The sequence below is a fragment of the Streptomyces siamensis genome (assembly GCF_039543605.1).
Classification (GTDB): domain Bacteria; phylum Actinomycetota; class Actinomycetes; order Streptomycetales; family Streptomycetaceae; genus Streptomyces; species Streptomyces siamensis.
Genome location: NZ_BAABKB010000002.1, coordinates 841,268 through 856,603 on the forward strand (window position 1 = coordinate 841,268; position 15,336 = coordinate 856,603).

Annotated in this window: 12 protein-coding genes; 1 reads left to right on the plus strand and 11 read right to left on the minus strand. The window is 74.3% G+C overall.

The genetic code is table 11. From position 1 onward, the window contains the following. Positions 1 to 12 precede the first annotated feature (12 nt). Entirely contained in the window at positions 13 to 1,224 is a 1,212-nt protein-coding gene (locus ABEB03_RS06470) for an MAB_1171c family putative transporter (RefSeq protein WP_345642570.1), read from the minus strand. A gap of 6 nt (positions 1,225 to 1,230) precedes the next feature. Further along, positions 1,231 to 1,842, minus strand: a complete 612-nt coding sequence (locus tag ABEB03_RS06475) for a toxin-antitoxin system, toxin component family protein (RefSeq protein ID WP_345642576.1) — start codon at positions 1,840 to 1,842, stop codon at positions 1,231 to 1,233. Positions 1,843 to 2,152: 310 nt separating this feature from the next. On the opposite strand from ABEB03_RS06475, the gene ABEB03_RS06480 reads away from it, so the two are divergent. Then, a complete protein-coding gene (locus ABEB03_RS06480; protein ID WP_345642580.1) occupies positions 2,153 to 3,046 on the plus strand; it encodes an ATP-grasp domain-containing protein in 894 nt (297 codons plus the stop codon). On the opposite strand, the gene ABEB03_RS06485 is transcribed toward ABEB03_RS06480, so the two are convergent. From ABEB03_RS06485 to ABEB03_RS06525, 9 genes are all read right to left on the minus strand, one after another. Further along, the gene (locus ABEB03_RS06485; RefSeq protein WP_345642583.1) at positions 3,030 to 3,623 is read right to left on the minus strand and encodes a hypothetical protein; all 594 of its coding nucleotides are present in this window, start codon (positions 3,621 to 3,623) and stop codon (positions 3,030 to 3,032) included. The two genes, ABEB03_RS06480 and ABEB03_RS06485, sit on opposite strands and share 17 nt — an antisense overlap. A gap of 39 nt (positions 3,624 to 3,662) precedes the next feature. Next, positions 3,663 to 3,890, minus strand: a complete 228-nt coding sequence (locus tag ABEB03_RS06490) for a Trm112 family protein (RefSeq protein ID WP_345642586.1) — start codon at positions 3,888 to 3,890, stop codon at positions 3,663 to 3,665. Further along, entirely contained in the window at positions 3,887 to 4,792 is a 906-nt protein-coding gene (locus ABEB03_RS06495) for a DMT family transporter (protein ID WP_345644122.1), read from the minus strand. Before ABEB03_RS06495 ends, ABEB03_RS06490 begins: the two co-directional genes overlap by 4 nt. 15 nt (positions 4,793 to 4,807) lie before the next feature. Further along, positions 4,808 to 5,542 (minus strand): class I SAM-dependent methyltransferase, encoded by a 735-nt coding sequence (locus ABEB03_RS06500; protein ID WP_345642589.1) that lies wholly within the window; start codon positions 5,540 to 5,542, stop codon positions 4,808 to 4,810. Beyond that, positions 5,539 to 7,251: a condensation protein gene (locus ABEB03_RS06505; RefSeq protein WP_345642592.1), complete on the minus strand. Its 1,713-nt coding sequence runs from the start codon at positions 7,249 to 7,251 to the stop codon at positions 5,539 to 5,541. The genes ABEB03_RS06500 and ABEB03_RS06505 overlap by 4 nt, the downstream gene beginning before the upstream one ends. Next, entirely contained in the window at positions 7,248 to 11,867 is a 4,620-nt protein-coding gene (locus tag ABEB03_RS06510) for an alpha-(1->3)-arabinofuranosyltransferase (RefSeq protein WP_345644124.1), read from the minus strand. Before ABEB03_RS06510 ends, ABEB03_RS06505 begins: the two co-directional genes overlap by 4 nt. Next, positions 11,864 to 12,571: a class I SAM-dependent methyltransferase gene (locus ABEB03_RS06515; RefSeq protein WP_345644127.1), complete on the minus strand. Its 708-nt coding sequence runs from the start codon at positions 12,569 to 12,571 to the stop codon at positions 11,864 to 11,866. The genes ABEB03_RS06510 and ABEB03_RS06515 overlap by 4 nt, the downstream gene beginning before the upstream one ends. Before the next feature lie 233 nt (positions 12,572 to 12,804). Then, complete coding sequence (locus ABEB03_RS06520) at positions 12,805 to 13,956, minus strand: glycosyltransferase family 4 protein (RefSeq protein ID WP_345642595.1); 1,152 nt, start codon at positions 13,954 to 13,956, stop codon at positions 12,805 to 12,807. Between the two features lie 269 nt (positions 13,957 to 14,225). Further along, on the minus strand, positions 14,226 to 15,203 hold the full coding sequence (locus tag ABEB03_RS06525; protein WP_345642598.1) for a PorA family protein: 978 nt from the start codon (positions 15,201 to 15,203) through the stop codon (positions 14,226 to 14,228). Positions 15,204 to 15,336: the final 133 nt, after the last annotated feature.

Consider the following 15,336-nt stretch of genomic DNA (forward strand, 5'->3'; position numbering starts at 1 on the left):
TCCCGGCACCCCTCAGCCGAGGTGCGCGGGTGCCGCCGCGGCCACGCGCGCGCGGACCGCCCTGATGTCGTCGGTGCGGCGCAGCGCCCGGGACACGGCCTCGATCTCCTCCAGCAGCTCCTCGATGTCCGGGCTGTCCAGCGGTGCGGGGGCCTCCGCGCGCGAGCGGCGCCTGGCGTCGACGGCGGCCTGGATGGTCACGGCGTGGGCGAGCGGGCGGGCCCGGCGGGCGTCCCGGCCCAGGTCCACGGCCGCACCGTAGGCCCGTCGGTCCAGGTCCTGGTCGATGTACCGGGCGAGGTGGAGCAACGCGTCCCGGATGAACGTCTCGCGGCGGGTGAGGCGCAGTTCGGGGGTGGCCCGCAGTTTGAAGGGGACACGGCCTCCGGTGGCGTTCCGGGTGAGCCGGTACAGCGGCCGCAGACGCCAGTGGCTGAGCCGGGTGCGGCCACGGCGGTGCAGGTACTGGCCGGTGTGCGGGAGGATGAAGCCCGCCGCGATGAGGATGGCGGAGACGCAGGCGACCGGCGGCGCCAGCGAGGTGCTCAGCCAGTCCAGGTCGTGGCCGGTCCACCGGGCGCCGACCGCCGCGGCCTTGGCGGCGTCGTAGACCAGGTTCGTCGCGTAGCCGACGCCGAGGAGTTTGAGGCCGCCGCGCAGCCAGGCGTCGAGCCCGTCGGCGCGGATCCAGTTCCGGATGAGCCGGCAGCTGATCAGGCAGGCCACGGTGTGCGCGAGCAGATAGAGCACGATCAGTTCGCGCATGTACGGGGTGGTGGCGTAGTACGTGTCGAGGTCGCGCACCCGCTCGACGGGCGCCTCGGCGAACGCGAAGAGCACCCACAGCGCGACGACCACGCAGGAGTAGACGCCCACCACCCACCGGGTGGCGCGGCGGGTCGTCGCGGAACGGTCCGAGATGCCGTTGCGCCAGGCGGTGATGAGCAGCAGGCAGGACCCGCAGAAGGCGGTGATGAGGCTGTAGACCAGGGGCGCCGAGAAGTTCGGGACGCCGGTGGCGCGGTTGACCCGGGCGATGGTCGGCGGCGCCGCGAAGACGAAGACGGCACAGGCGAGCACGAGGAGACCGCCGACGGCCCGCAGCAGCGGGTCCTTCCACAGCTTGATGATGCTGGGCAGTTTGATCGCGAGCGCGGCGGTGAGCACCGCCGCCGGTATCCAGAAGGAGATGTACAGGCCGTCGGCGAGGCGGGCGGGGCTCATCGCGGGTCAGCCCCGGGGGCCGCGGTAGCCCAGGGAGGCCTGGATCGCGCGGCCCACCGGGTCCACGGGCCCGCCGGCGCCCTTGCTCCGGGGGCCCGTCAGCCAGGAGCGGAAGACGCTCGCGAGATGCAGGCCGAAGTCCTCCGCCTGCGCCTCGTCCGCCGCGTGGGAGCCGTTGCGGGCGGCGACGGTGAGCGCGACCTCGTGCCAGTCGGGCCGCTCCGACAGGGCGTGCGCGGCGGCCGCGGCGCCGGCGACGTGGTGGTCGCGGTGCCCCTCCTTCATGTGCCACAGCTCGTGGCCGAGGATGACGAGCTGCTGCACGGCCTCGGCGCGCTCTTCGACGATGACGAGGTCGAAGTCGTGGAACTCCATCCACAGACCGGTGACCTCGATCTCGTCGGGGAAGCGCTCGAAGCGGAGCTGGACGGGGCGGCCGTCGCGGCGTCTGCTCATCTCCGCGCACAGGGCCTCCGCCAACTCCCGTACATCGACGGGGGCGTCGATCCGCCCGCGCAGGACGCGGCTGAGCTGCACGGCGAGGGCGTGCATCTCGGAGTCGGCCACCGGCGAGCGCAGCGCCGCCGCGAGCCTCCGGATGCCTCCGGCCAGTCTCACCGGCCCGGCTCCGCACGGCTCACGCGCGGACGTGCGAGCGTCTCGCGCAGGGTCGGCGGGGACTGGCTCACCAAGGGGCTCCCGGCTGTTGATGCGTCAAGTTCTCACACCTCACCGAGCGTACGGGCCCCCTCCGGCCCGTGCCAGGGTTTTCCGAACGATCTTTCCCGCGCGCGGGACGGCCCGTCCGGGCAGCGGCCCGCGACTGCCGCGGCGGCCCCGCCGAAGGGGGAGGTCAAAAGGCCTGGGGCGGGCGCCCGGGTGGTTGTTAGCCTCCCCGAGGACCAGTCGTACGAAGAGGGAGTCCGCCGTGGCCCGCACAGCCGACCGCGCCCGTATCGCGCTCGCCACCTACCGGCCGGAGGAGGGGGAGACCAGCGCGGACCGGGACCTGCCCGTCCTCAGGGCCGCCCTGGAGGAGGCCGGTGCCGAGGCCGCCGTCGTCCACTGGGACGACTCCGCGGTCGACTGGGCGGCCTTCGACCTCGTCGTCATCCGGTCCACCTGGGACTACAGCCGGCGCCTGGCGGAGTTCGTGGCGTGGGTCGAGCGCTGCGCGAAGGTGACCCGGCTGGCCAACCCGGCGGACGTCGTGCGGTGGAACTCGGACAAGCGGTACGTCGGCGACCTCGCGGCGGCGGGGGTGCCCGTCGTGCCCACCCGGTACCTCGCGCCGGGCGACCCCGTCGAGCTGCCCGGCGACACGGAGTTCGTCGTGAAGCCGACCGCCGGGGCCGGCGCACGGTATGCCGCCCGGTATCTGCCCGGGGAGCGGGAGACGGCCGTGCGGCAGCTCGCGCGGATGCACGCGGAAGGCCTGACCGCGATGGTGCAGCCGTACCTGAAGGGTGTCGACGTCCGAGGCGAGCGGGCCCTGCAGTTCTACGGCGGACGGCTGCTGCACGCCAGCCGGAAGGGGGCCGTGCTGGAGCCGGGGACGCCCTTCGACGGTGACAAGGTCCCGCACCCCCGGCTGGAGGTCTGGGAGCCGTCCGCCGCGGAACTGGCCGTGGCCGGGCGGGCGCTGGCCGCCGTGCCGGGCGGGCCCGACGCGCTGCTGTACGCCCGTGTCGACCTCGTCGACGGCGACGACGGCGAGCCCCGGGTCATGGAACTGGAACTGATCGAGCCGAACCTCTTCCTCTGGCTGCACCCCGGGTCGGTGCCGGCCGTCGTGGAGGCGGTCCTCAGGGCCGCTCTCTGACCGCGACGCGCTGCAGCAGCCCCCAGGTGAACTCCGCCGCGCACTCCCGCGCGGCCCCCGACGCGTCCGGCGCCGTGAACGCCAGGCCCCAGCGCGTCGGCGCCGTGCCCTCCAGGGGGCGCACGGGGGCGAACGCGCGGGCCGCCTCGTCGACCGTGCAGGACCAGGGGAGAAGGTCGTCCACGGTGCGCAGTTCGGGGCCGGGCGCACCGGGCGCACGCACCAGCCACTCGTTCCAGGCCACGCCGTTCGGCGCGACGAGGACCTCGAAGCGCAGCTCGGGCCAGAGGGGGACCGACCACAGCAGGGCCTCGCAGTCCAGGTCGCCGATCCGGCGCGGGGTGACGGACTCCGGCTCGCCGAGGACCGAGCGGTAGCGGGCTAGGGCGGAGCGGGAGCGCGGGGCGTGCAGCATCGCCTGCCAGCGGCGGTTGGCCTCGCGCATGTCGGCGACACCGACGCCGAGCCGGTGGCGGGCGTCCTCGACGAGTCCGGGGTTGTGGTCGGCCATACGGCGCAGCAGGACCAGCTGGAAGTCGAGCGGGGTGAAGGGGGCGGTGGGGCGTTTGGCCGGCATGGGTCCATCGTCGCCCACCCGGACCGCTCCGCGGCCGGTTCAGGGGGCCATGCGTTTCAGCAGCTCCTCGTGCTCGTCCTCGGTGACCTGCACCCCGGAGGACGGCAGCAGCTGCGGGATGCCGTCGACGACCGGGTAGCGGCGGCGCAGTCTCGGGTTGTACAGCGCTTCCTCCGACGCCACCGACTCGTCCGGTACGAGCAGGTGGAGCGGCCCCTTGTCCAGCGGGCAGGCCAGGATCCTCAGCAACGGGTCGTCCGGGTTCATGGGGGTGTCAACTCCTTGGCACCGATGGGCGGTCGGGGTGCTTCGTCGTGCTTGGGCATGGCGAGCAGGACGGCCACCGCGAGAGCCGTGCCCGCCAGGCGCAGGGCGAGCCTGACCGGGTCGTGCGGCAGCGCCTCGCCGAACGCGAGCGTGCCGAGCACCGCGGTGAACAGCGAGGTCACCGTCGTGCAGACCGGCACGATCAGCGAGGCCCGGCAGCGCTGGAGCGCCGCCTGCGACATGACCAGGCCGAACGCGCCGGTGAACACGAGCAGGTACGGGTAGGGGGAACGGAGCAGGGCGAGGACGGCTCCTCCCGGGTCGTGGGCGGTCAGGCGGCTCGACACGCCCTTGATGGCCAGCGAACTCACCCCGTACAGCAGCCCCACCGCCACGCCGTACTCGACGCCGGTGGTCGGCATGCGGTGCCGGTTCCGGGACCGGCGCTCGGCCGCTCCGTACAGCCAGACGCCCAGCGACAGCGTCGGCAGGCAGACCGTGAGGATCAGTGGGGCGGGGGCGCCGTGGCTGACCGTGTCGGAGTCCTCGTTCAGGGACAGCACGACCATCAGCAGGGCGGCGAGGATCGCGCCGAGCGCGTACCGCTCGCGGCCCGTGGTCTCCTCGCCGAGCAGCCGGGAGGAGAGCAGGACCAGCAGGACGAGCCCGGAGACGAAGATGCCCTGCGCCGCGGCGATCGGCAGCGTGCGGTAGACGGCGAGCTGGGCGGCGAACCCGGCGGCCAGGGCCAGCGAGCCGCCGATCCACAGCGGGCTGCCCAGCACCAGCCGCAACAGCCGGGCGGGGCGGCGGATGTCCACGTCGGGCAGGGCCGCCAGCGCGCGCTTCTCCAGGACGAATCCGGTGCTGTACAGGACGTTCGCCAGCAGTGCCGCGGCCACTCCCCACCACATGGGCTACGTCCTTCGTGCGTGCAGGAGCAGGATGGACGACAGGGACGGCGCGGCGCAGGCCAGCCGGTCCAGGGGGCGCAGCGGACGCGGTACGCCGTGGAAGGGGGCGCCCGCCAGCCGTACGACCTCGAAGCCCGAGGCGGTCACGAACTCCCGCAGCGCGCGGGCCGTGTACAGCCGCAGGTGGCCCACGACCTCCTTGCCCGGGCGGCCGTGGATCGCGCGCAGGCTCACCTCGGAGAAGACGGGCTGGACGCCGGCGAGGAGCAGGGCCCGGTTGTACCAGGCGGCGAGGTTCGGGGTGGAGAGCATCAGGTGGCCACCGGGGCGCAGCACGCGGCGGATCTCGTCCAGGGCGGTGTCCGGGTCGGCGAGGTGCTCGACGACCTCGCTGAAGAGCACCGCGTCGGCCGACGCGGTGGCGAACGGCAGCCCGCCGTCGCCGAGTTCGCCGCGGACCGCGTACGGCAGCCGCGCGTGGGCGCGTCTGAGCGCGTCCTGCGACCAGTCGACGCCGACCAGGCGGTGCCCGGCGAGCAGCGGGGCCGCGGTCGCGGCGGCGGTGCCGTCCCCGCAGCCGATGTCCAGGACGGTCCGCGGGCCCGCCGTGGCCGGGCCGAGCGCGGCGGCCAGCATGCGGGCCTGCCGCAGGCTGCGCGGCGTCCCGGAGGCGACGGGGACGGCGGGGTCCTCGTAGAAGTCGCGCAGTCCGCCGGGGGCCGGTGCTGTCGTGGTCATGCGCCGTTCGCCTCTCTCAGCTCCGTGGCGTGCAGATAGTGCTCGAAGAGGTCGCGCAGATGGGCGCCGTCGCCGTGGCTGAGCAGCGTCCGCGACCAGCGCAGCGCGAGGTGCAGACGGCCCGCCGTGGACGCCGTCGTGACGGTCAGGCCGCGCGGCATGCGGGCGGGCGCCGAGAACCAGACCGCGTGGGCGCGGCCTGCGGCCTCGCCGAAGTCCAGGGCGTACGGGATGCGGCCGATGTTGCTCAGCAGGACGGTCGACGTCCAGGGCCCGGCGGCCCGCCGCAGCCCCCGGGTGACCGCGGCGCGCCAGGCGACGGGGACCACGGGAGCCGTCAGCAGGGCCGCGCCGTGGCCGAGTTGGGGGCGGTCGAGGGACTTCAGCGCACGGGTGCGGTTCGCCGTGCGGCGCAGCAGCTCGGCCATCCGGTCCGCGTTCACCTCGTCCGGCGCGAAGGTGACCTCGACCAGCCGTGTGCCGTTGCCGATCGGCATGTCCGCGTCCCTCGTGCGGTCGTCGACCGGCATGGTGACGCGCAGTGGGCGGGGCCGGGCGCCGTGCTCCCGGTTCCAGTGGGCGACCATCAGCACCGTCGCGGCCATGAGCTGGTCGTTGACCGTGTACGGGGAGCCCTTGGGGCGGCGCGGCACGCTCAGTTCGGTGACGAGCAGGCCGTTGCCCGCGGACGGCTCGGGGGTGCCGTGGGCGACCCGGGCGGGCGGGGTCCAGGTGGAGGGGCCCACCGCTTCCTCCGCCCCCGGCGCCTCCGGTGTCCGCACCGGGGGTGCCGTCGGGGTGTTGTCCCGGCCGCCGTACAGCTCGGCCGCCGTCGCCAGGATGCGCAGACAGGCGGGGCCGTCCAGGGCGGTGTGGTTGATGGTGAGGAACAGGACGGTGCCCTTGCCTTCCGGCCGCCCACCGCCGGCGCCGGCGCCGGCCGCCGCACCGGTGCGGTTGCCGCCGGCATCGGGGCTGCCGTCTCCCGCCCCGGCGCCGTCTCCCGCCCCGGCGCCGGGGCCCGCGGTGGCGTCGGGACCGCGGCCGGCGTCGTCGCTGCCCGCGCCGGTCGCTGTGCCGCCGGTGCCCGTCGCGGCGGCGCGGACGGAGACGCCGCTCCCGTCGCCGTCCGAGCGGGCCCCGGTGTCGCGGGCCTGGGCGCCGGCACCGTCGCCCGGCGCGGGGCCGCCTCCCGCCGCGGGACCGCCGGCCGTCCCCGTGGGGACGGCCGCCCACGTGCGGAGGGCCGCGTCCGTCCGGCCGACCGCGTCGGTCGCCTCGCTGCCGATCGCCGGGCCCGCGCCCTCGACCACCTCCAGCCGGATCGGCGGGGAGGCGGTCAGCGGCGGCGCCGTCAGCAGCGCCCGGGTCCGCGCGTCGCGCAGCGCGTCCCGGCTGGGGAGCGGGAAGGCCACCACGTCCAGGTCGGGTCCGGGGGTCAGCTCCCACTCGTAGCGCCGCCGGTACCAGGGGCGCGGGGCCTCGCGCATCAGGATGCGGGGATGGCGGCGGAGCGCCTCCGCGAACGCCGCCCTCAGCCGCGCCGGTTCGAGCCGTCCCGGCAGGTGGACCTCGATGTGGACCGTCTCCGGTTCCTCCTCCTGGAGGCAGTGCCGGGCGACCTCGTCCACCACCGGGAACGGGACGCGGACGGGCGGCCGGGCCGGGCCGCCCGTGCCGTCCCGCGGGGGATGCTCCACAGCCGTCATGGGGTGCCGCCCCTCCCCGTGCCCGTGCTCGGGCCTGTGTCCGTGTCGCTGTCGGTGCCCGAGCTCGTGTCCTGGCCCGCGCGTGGACCGGGCTCCTCGGGCGGTGTCACCCTGAACCGCGGCTTGCGCAGCGCGATGCGCGCGGTCGGCGGGTCGGGCTCGGCCCGGTCCGTCCCCGGCCCCCGGGCGGAGACGGTCGGACCGGACGCGACCCGGCGCTCCCCTCCCGCACCGGACCGCCCCCCTTCCGCCGCGCCGGACCGCTCCCCGCCCGAAGCGGACCCCGCGGCCGTTCCCGGCTCCGCCGCGGCCGAGCCGGCACCCGGCTCGTCGGCCCGCGCCTTCTTCTCGAAGCCTCCGGGCAGCGGACCGGCCGGACTTCCGCTCCCCGGGCCGCCGCTCGTCCCGCGCACCCGGTGCGGCAGCGGTGCCGTCGGGGCCTCCGACGACGCCGGCGGCTGCGTCGGGCGCGCCGCCGCGACGGTGCCGGACCCCGGCTCCCGTACGCTCACCAGGCCCGCGAACAGGCCGACGAGTGCCAGAAGTTGGGCGGTCGGCCCGAAGGCTCCCCCGTCCGCGGACACCGGCGATCCGGCGCCCGTCGCCGCGGCGACCCCGGCGCCGGCGAGCGCGAGGAACGCGATGGGGACGAGCAGGGCGTGCCGCCGTCGGGCGAGCAGGGCCAGCGCCGGCACCAGCAGGGCGAAGAAGCCCGCGACGACCACGCCGACCAGGGTCAGGGCGACAAGGCCCGACCAGAGACCGGGCAGCGGGGCCTCCGGCTGCGGTGCGTCGGGGTTGGGTGCGCGACGCCGCCACAGCACGAGGCCCACGAGGGCGGCCACGGCGACGCCGCCGCCGATCAGCCCCGCCTCGTACGTCGTCGACGGCTCGTACGACAGCGTGACCGTGCCACCCGCGCCGGACGGGATCTGCCAGCCCTGCTGCCAGCCGTCGAGCCGTAGGGGCGTGAGCTCCCGGCCGTTCAGCGTCGCCTTCCAGCCGTCGTTGTAGTTCTCGTACGTCGTCAGGTACGAGGCCGCGCCGGAGCCGACCGTCACCGTGCGGCGGTCGCCCAGCCAGTCCCGTATCGTCAGCTCGCGTCCGACGCCGGCCGCCTCGTCCACCGTCCCGCGTGTCAGCGTCACGTCCGTGAGCGCCAGCGGCCCGGCGTCCCCCGACTCGACGCGGTGGGAGCCGTCGGCGAAGTCCAGCGCCGTGTCCTTGCGCCCCTCCTGGCAGAGCGTCACCTCGACGGCCCGGCGCTCGACCAGGTCCCGCACCGTGCCCTTGGCGGCGGTCTCGTACAGCTTCCCGTCGACCGCGACGACCGGGCCCTTCCCGCACGGGAGCGAGAACGGGCGGGTGCCGGACGGCTGCGGGGTGCGGTACCGGTCGAGCGCCGGAATGTACGCCTCCGTGAGACCGACCGGCAGCTGCAGATCGGCGTCGGCGACCGGGTTGTGGACGGTCAGCGGAGCGGTCTCGGTGACGGTGATGTCGAGGCGGTCGGTGGTGATGGGGTCGAAGCGGGCCCAGCCGTTCTCGTCGACGCCGACGACGGCCGCTCCGTCCGGGGAGCTGATCTCGACCTTGGCCGGCCGGGTCGACAGACCGCCCGCCGGGGCCAGCACGAGGGACGAGACCGGCTGCTTGTCCGGCCAGCTCAGATGGATCGTCGGGTTGCCGCCGGCGATCCACGCGGTGGTGAGGTCGCCGTCGGTGAGATTGCGCGCGGACAGACCGGCGCCGAGCCGCGCGGTGGAGTCCGCCGTCGCGGTGATCCGGCTCTGCTGCTCGGGCGCCACCTCGTAGAGCAACTCGTCGAGCTCGGCGCCGGGGACCGGGACCGCGCTCGCCTTCATCGCGTACGTCCCCGCCGTCGAGGTGGCGAAACTGCGGTGCAGCCCCGCCTCCGTGCCGGTGGGGGAGAGCCCGGTGGGGTCGGTGGTGCGGTGCAGGGAGACGACCTCGGCCGACGCCGCGGACGTGTCCGGTCCCGAGGCGTCCGTGGGCAGCCGCAGCAGACGGGTGACCTGGACGTCCGGGAGGGCGATCTCGGAGAAGCCCGCGCCGGTGAGACCGGCGTGCTGTCGTGTCGAGTCCACGATCGTGATCTTCAGCCAGCCCGTGGACCCGGGGCGCGCCCCGACCGTCTGCTTCATGCCGTTCGGCTGGAGATAGCTGGTGACGGAGCCCTTCTCCGTCTCCACCCGGATCCGCGTCGCGGCCGCGCGCACGCCGTCCTGCGGCAGCGGTGTCACCTCGAACGACGAGGGCACGTCCACGGACCCCTCGAAGCGGATCCGCAGCCACTGCCCGTCCGCCGAGCCCGCCGCACCCTCGGCCCAGGCCGTGTCGGGGTTGCCGTCGAAGGCGTTCACGGGGTCGTACTGCGGAAGGTGGAACAGCCAGTTGCCGGTCGAGGACGCGGTCACCGAGCGGGCGCCGCGCAGCTGTGCGACCGTCTGGTGCTCGATGCCCTTCGTCGGCAGGATCTGGTGCGGCTTCTTCCCCGCGTCCTGCACGCTGTCGCTGTCGTTGCGCTGGTCGCGCGTGTACGTGTACGAGGTGTTGGCGTCGACCAGGCCGAACCGGGTGTCGGCGCGCCGCAGCCCGTCGCCCACCACCTGGACCTGCGGGGTGCCGAGACCGGGGTGGTTGTCGCCGGTCAGCACGGCTGCCCGGCCCCGTGCCGCCGGGTCGGCGGCCAGCGGCAGCAGTGCCTCGGGGCCGCCCGAGACGACAGCGGTGTCGGCGATGGGTTTCAGTCCGGCCTGGCCGGGCCGCGGCACGTCCCGGTCGGCGGGTTCGTAGATCTCCACGGCCCGCTCGCGCGGGTAGAGACCCTCCACCTGGAGGGGCGTGTCGTTCGCGATCCGCCCGCCGGTCGTGACCGGACCGAACCCGGTCACCCGCCGGTACCCGGACTGCTCCAGGGTGCGCCGCACGGTGGCGGTGGGCACGTACCCGAGCTGGTCGGGGTCCAGGTCGTTGCGTACGACGACGTAGTAGAGGCCGGCGCGGCTCAAGTAGTCCGCGAGGCCGGGGACTCGGCCGCCGGTCGTCAGCGCCTGCTCGACCGCGTCCATGGCGCGCCGGTTGCCCGGGGTGCCGAAGGGCACGTAGTCGCGCTCGGCCCAGCGGGAGTCGGCGAGCACGTCCAGGGGCTCGTCGATCGGCGAGCCCCAGGTGTAGATGCCGTGCGCGGTGGCGGGCACGACGAGGGCGCGGGAGTCCGGCGAGTACTTCTCCAGCCAGTCGGCCGTGGTCTGCCAGTACCTGGGCAGCTCCTGGAACGAACCGGGCTGCAGGATCGACCCGTTGAGGTACGGCCAGGCGAGCCCGGGCAGCACCAGCACCGCGGCGATCAGCGGGGCGAAGCGCCGGCCGCGCACCGGGCGGGCGCCGCGCGTCTCGGCCGCGACCGCGACCAGATGGGCGAGGCCCAGGACGAGCGCGAGGGCGAGCCCCGTCTGGAACTTGTAGATGTTGCGGAAGGGGACGAGCCAGCCGTTCAGCCAGTCCTGGACCACCCCGTGGAACGGCGCGCCGAACGAGCCGCCGTACCCGGCGAGGGTGACGAGCGCGACCGTGAGCACGGTCAGCACCAGCCAGCGCCGCTCGGGCATGTCCCGTCTGGCCAGTCCGGCCAGGCCCAGACCGGCCGCGAGCGCCGAGCAGACGATCACGACCACGGAGGACGCGACGGTCCAGCCGGCCGGCAGCCAGGCCTCCCCGAAGTTCAGGTAGGCCACCCAGTTGCCCGCGCCGCGCAGCGACTCGGTCGCCGACATGGTGGCGGTCGTCGTCGCCGAAGTCTCCACGTAGGGAAGGAAGTTCTCGCCGTAGACGCCGAGCACCAGCAGGGCGATCCACCACCAGGCCGTCGCCAGGATCACGCCCGGCACCCACCAGGCGATCAGTTTGCGCTGCCGGGGCCCGCGCGGGCGGGACAGCAGGTACAGCCCTGCGGGGAGCAGCGACGCCAGGGTCGACGCCGCGTTCACCCCGCCCATGAAGGGGACGACGAGCGCCGAGCGCAGGGCCGCGATCCGGGCGGTGTACCGCTCGTCGGCGAGCGGCAGCAGCACCCAGGGAAGGAAGGCGCCCGGCAGTGCCGCCGCGGAGGTCGAGCCGACGACGACGGTGAAGACCGGCCACAGCGCGTACGCGACGGCGGCGAGCAGCCGGGAGGCGGCGCTGCCCACGCGCAGTCGTTCCGCCAGCCGCAGCGCGCCCCAGAAGGCGACGGACACCACGATCGACAGCCACAGCCGCTCCGCGAGCCACACGGGCAGGTGGATCAGCCTGCACAGACCGTAGAACGGCAGCATCGGCCACGCGTAGCCGACGTACTGGTCCTGGAGGCCGCCGAAGCCGCCCCGGTCGTGCCACAACTGGCCCAGGTCGGACAGGAACTGCCATGGGTCGAGTGCCACGCCGAGCTTGGTGTCGAACGTCGCCCGTCCGGGATGCACGGCCAGGAAGAGGACGAACACCACGGCCCAGAAACCCAGCAGCCAGCGGCGCGAGCGCGGCCCCTGCGGGGGGCCCGCCGCGGTCGTGGCGGGGCGGACGGCTGCCGGGGGAGGAGCCTGGACCGTGCTCGTCATGGTGGACACCGCCGGAGGATGAGGAGGAGGTTCCAGGTGGCGAACTCGCGCAGTCCGGGAGTCTTCGCGACGGCCGACGCGAGGAACGGCCAGTAGCGGGAGCGGGCCGTGACGACCTCGACGTCGTCGCGGGCGCGCACCTGCCGCAGGGTGCTGCCGATGTGCACGGCGAAGAGGTTCTCGCCGAGGGCGTGCTTGGCGTCCCTTCCGGTTCGGCGCCGGTAGCGGGCGCGGGCCCGCTCGGCGCCGAGGTAGTGCCAGGGCGCCCACTCGTGACCGCCCCACGGGGACAGCCAGTTCGTGAACGACACATAGATCAGGCCGCCCGGGCGGGTCACCCGGACCAGCTCGCTCAGGAACGTCTGCGGGTCGGCCACGTGCTCCAGCACGTTGGAGGAGAAGCAGACGTCGGCGACACCGTCCGCCAGCGGCAGCAGATAGCCGTCCGCGACGACCGTCGAGCCGGCGGGCGCGGGCCCCAGCTCCCTGACGTCCGGCTCGAACAGATAGGCGTGGGCGCCGCGCCGCCGGAACTCCTCGGTGAAGTACCCGCTGCCGCCACCGACGTCGACGACGACGCGGCCCTCCACGGGGCCGTACGCCTCGACCTGGTTCGCGGCGTCCCGGGCGAGCAGCGTGTAGCAGGACTCGGGGTCCTCCTGCTCCTGCAGAAACGCCCGGAAGAGCGCGAGGGAGCGCCGCAACGACGGGTCCTTGAACCCGGTGCCCCGGGTGCGCTCGACACCTCCACCGACCCCGCCGGCCCCGACGTCCTCCGCTCGTCGGCCCCCGGCGTCATCGCCCGGTACCGCCCCGGGTACGGCTTTCCCCGGGCTGACCGCGGCGTGCGGCGCCCCGACGGCCTCTGCGTCCTGCGCGGCGGCCGGGGCGTGCGCCGCACCGGCCGCCCGTGCGTCGGGCCCGGTCCAGGGGGACGTCATGGTGTCCAGCCCCTCACCGCCTCCGCGGCCACCGCTCCGAACTGGCGGACCGTGTGGTTCCAGCGGTAGCGGGCCGCGTGGTCGCGGGCCGCCCTGCCCATCAGGGTGCGACGCTCCGTGGACAGCGCGAGGGTGCACCAGGCCGCGGCGAAGGAGGACTCGCCGCGCGCCAGCAGGCCCGTCTCGCCGTCGACGACGGAGTCCCGCAGCCCGGGCACGTCGAAGGCGATCGCCGGGGTCTCGCGGGCGGCGGCCTCGGTGACCACCAGGCCCCAGCCCTCGACGGCGGACGGGTGGAGCAGCAGCCACGCCGCGCACAGCAGCCGGTGCTTCTCCGTCTCCGAGACATGGCCGGTGAACTCCACCTGGGGACCGGCGAGTTGTTCGAGACGCTCCCGCTCGGGCCCGTCGCCGACGATCACCAGCCGGCCGCCGGTGACCGGGCGCACCCGCTCCCACAGCCGCAGCAGCAGATCGATCCGTTTGTACTCGACGAGCCGGCCCATCGCCACGAACAGTGGTTCCGGCGAGCGCAGGGCGCGCGGCCCCGGCTCCTCGACACCGTTGTGCACGACCCGGATGCGGTCCCGCTCGACGCCGATCGCGCGCAGGGCGTGTGCGGTCGACGGGGAGACGGCGACCAGCAGACCGCCGCGCTGCGCACCGGCCAGGGCCCAGTGTTCGAGTCTTCGCCCGAGCCGGGCGGCAGGGGCCAGCGGTCCGCCGAAGCGCATTCTCCACAGGTCGGTGTGGACGTGGTTGACCAGGCACAGGGTGGGCCCGCGATGCCACAGCGGAGCCAGATAGGGCAGGCCGTTGCACACCTCCACCAGCAGGTCGCAGTCGCCGACCTGGCGGTGCAACGCGGGCCGTGCGCGCAGGAAATGGCCGAGATCGCCGCCCGCGGACACGACCCGGTAGTCGCGGTAGGCGGCCGGGCCGCCGCACAGCAGTGTGACCTGATGGCCGAGCCGGGTCAGTCCTCCGGCGAGCCGGTCGACCAGGAGTTCGGAGCCGCCCGCCGCCGGATTGCCGAGGTCGCGGCGGGCGAGGAAGACGATCCGGCGCGGATGTGGGGGGAGCGCCGGGGGGTACTGCGCGGAGCGCGGGAACGCGGCGCGCAGCGGGGAGGGCACGTGCTGGGGCATGGGTGCTCCAACTCGTCTCAGGGTGCGGAACTCAGCGTGGGGGGTGGGGCTCGGTGCGGATTCACACCTTCCGGTCCGGTGACGCGTCCTCCGCAATTCCTCCTGCGGACGACGCGCACGATCCGACGAACTGTGGGGGATGTGGGAGTTCGCTGTAACGGGGATGTGGGTGGGCTGTGCTCGGGTGGGGTGGACAGTTTTCGCCCAGCCGTTCCCCGCGGCTACTCACCGGGGTGACAATTTCCGGCCTTTGTGGAGCTGACGGAACATCACATCGTGAGAGAAGGGTCGGAAGAGTCGGGCGTATCGTGACCAGATCGCCCGCGTACCACCAAAACGGCCCCCACGGCGGCGAGGACGAATCCCAGCACACCGGCACCGATCGGCACCGTCTGCCCCACCATGCGCAGTTGGCCGCTCTCGCTCTTCGCCTGCTTCACCTGGTCCTTCTGCGTCGCCGTGTCGAACGCCAGCTTCCGGCTGTCGAGGAGCACCGCCGCGTCCTTCTCGCCGCCGGGAGCGCGCAGCGTCCGGCGCGGGCCGACCTGCGCGTAGATCACCCGGCCGGTGCGCTGGTCGACGACCAGCTCGATCAGATGGTTGGCGTACCACTCCTCGGCGAGCACCTGGCTGCGCTCGGGCTCCCCGACCAGCGCGCCCGGCACCTGCCGGGTCCCGGTCCGGGTGGCCGGGACCGTTCCGGTGAACCGGTAGCCCTCGTACCCGCGGATCTTCTTGGTGCCCCGGTAGTGCAGCGTGACCGTCGCGCCGAGGGAGTTGTCCCACCAGCGGTAGGCGCGTTTCTGTACGTCGAAGGGGAACTTGAGATAGGCCTCGCCCTCGAAGTACGGGTGCTCCTTGCAGCAGTGCGCGGGAGCGTTCGTCCGGCGGTCGGTCACCCAGCGGCCCGGCACGAACTCCAGCGCGTCGTGCGGGTCCGCCGCCGGCAGCGACTTGTCCGTGTCGACCGTGGTCGTCACGTCCCAGACCGCCTTGCCGCTGCGCTCGCTGTCGGCGACGTCGCCGCGCACCTGCTGGGTGACGGTGATCCTCCGGTCGGCCACGGTCTTGGCCTCGTCCACGTCGAAGACGCTGCCGGTGCCGGTGTAGACGGCGGTCGTGTCGATGTCGATCGGGTTCACGGCGGCGCGTGGTTCCACGTACCAGGCGAGCATCGGGGCCAGCACGAGCAGGAAGGTGCCGAGACCCAGGAGGATCAGCGAGAGGGGTGAGACCTTGCGGCGCATCCGGGCACTCCAGGGGCGTGAGGAGGCTCGACGCACGAGGGGTATCGGGTGGTTCGAGGCGATACGGGTGCGTCGACACCAGGAGGGAAAGTGCACGTGCGGTATGGGCCGGGAACCGTAGGCGCACCCTTGA

What these genes read in the sequence shown, in the direction of transcription:
- ABEB03_RS06510 (WP_345644124.1), bottom strand. Translation starts at nt 11,867, where the DNA reads ATGACGAGCACGGTCCAGGCTCCTCCCCCGGCAGCCGTCCGCCCCGCC.
- ABEB03_RS06500 (WP_345642589.1), bottom strand. Translation starts at nt 5,542, where the DNA reads ATGACCACGACAGCACCGGCCCCCGGCGGACTGCGCGACTTCTACGAG.
- ABEB03_RS06505 (WP_345642592.1), bottom strand. Translation starts at nt 7,251, where the DNA reads ATGACGGCTGTGGAGCATCCCCCGCGGGACGGCACGGGCGGCCCGGCC.
- ABEB03_RS06520 (WP_345642595.1), bottom strand. Translation starts at nt 13,956, where the DNA reads ATGCCCCAGCACGTGCCCTCCCCGCTGCGCGCCGCGTTCCCGCGCTCC.
- ABEB03_RS06470 (WP_345642570.1), bottom strand. Translation starts at nt 1,224, where the DNA reads ATGAGCCCCGCCCGCCTCGCCGACGGCCTGTACATCTCCTTCTGGATA.
- ABEB03_RS06525 (WP_345642598.1), bottom strand. Translation starts at nt 15,203, where the DNA reads ATGCGCCGCAAGGTCTCACCCCTCTCGCTGATCCTCCTGGGTCTCGGC.
- ABEB03_RS06485 (WP_345642583.1), bottom strand. Translation starts at nt 3,623, where the DNA reads ATGCCGGCCAAACGCCCCACCGCCCCCTTCACCCCGCTCGACTTCCAG.
- ABEB03_RS06490 (WP_345642586.1), bottom strand. Translation starts at nt 3,890, where the DNA reads ATGAACCCGGACGACCCGTTGCTGAGGATCCTGGCCTGCCCGCTGGAC.